This window comes from Pseudomonas sp. GW456-12-10-14-LB2 (genome assembly GCF_002884345.1).
GTDB classification, from domain to species: Bacteria; Pseudomonadota; Gammaproteobacteria; order Pseudomonadales; family Pseudomonadaceae; genus Aquipseudomonas; species Aquipseudomonas paraglycinae.
In genome coordinates this window covers 1-263 of sequence record NZ_POHV01000200.1, presented here as the reverse complement: position 1 = coordinate 263, position 263 = coordinate 1, and the positions used below count along the sequence as shown (strand labels likewise).

General features: G+C 70.7%; 1 protein-coding gene. It reads left to right on the top strand.

The window, feature by feature from the left end:
* On the top strand, positions 1–187 hold a 187-nt coding region (locus C1X29_RS30025), incomplete at its 5' end, for a diguanylate cyclase (protein ID WP_146023322.1).
* Positions 188–263: the final 76 nt, after the last annotated feature.

Genomic DNA, 263 nt, shown 5'->3' with positions numbered 1-263 from the left:
CATCACGGCGTCGATCGGCCTTGCCGTGACGCCGCTGCACGTGCCGAAGGGCGACATGCTGGTCGCCGCCGCCGACACGGCGCTGTACCAGGCCAAGGGGCAGGGCCGTAACCGCGTGGTCGAGTCCGACCGCCGCGCCGTGATGGCGCCGCCGGCGGTGCTCGCCAAGACGGGAACGGACGGCTAGAACGGGTCCGGCGGCAGCGGTTCGGTCAACGATCCCGTGTGTGCCGCGGGAGGACCGATAATGCATCGCTGGAAGT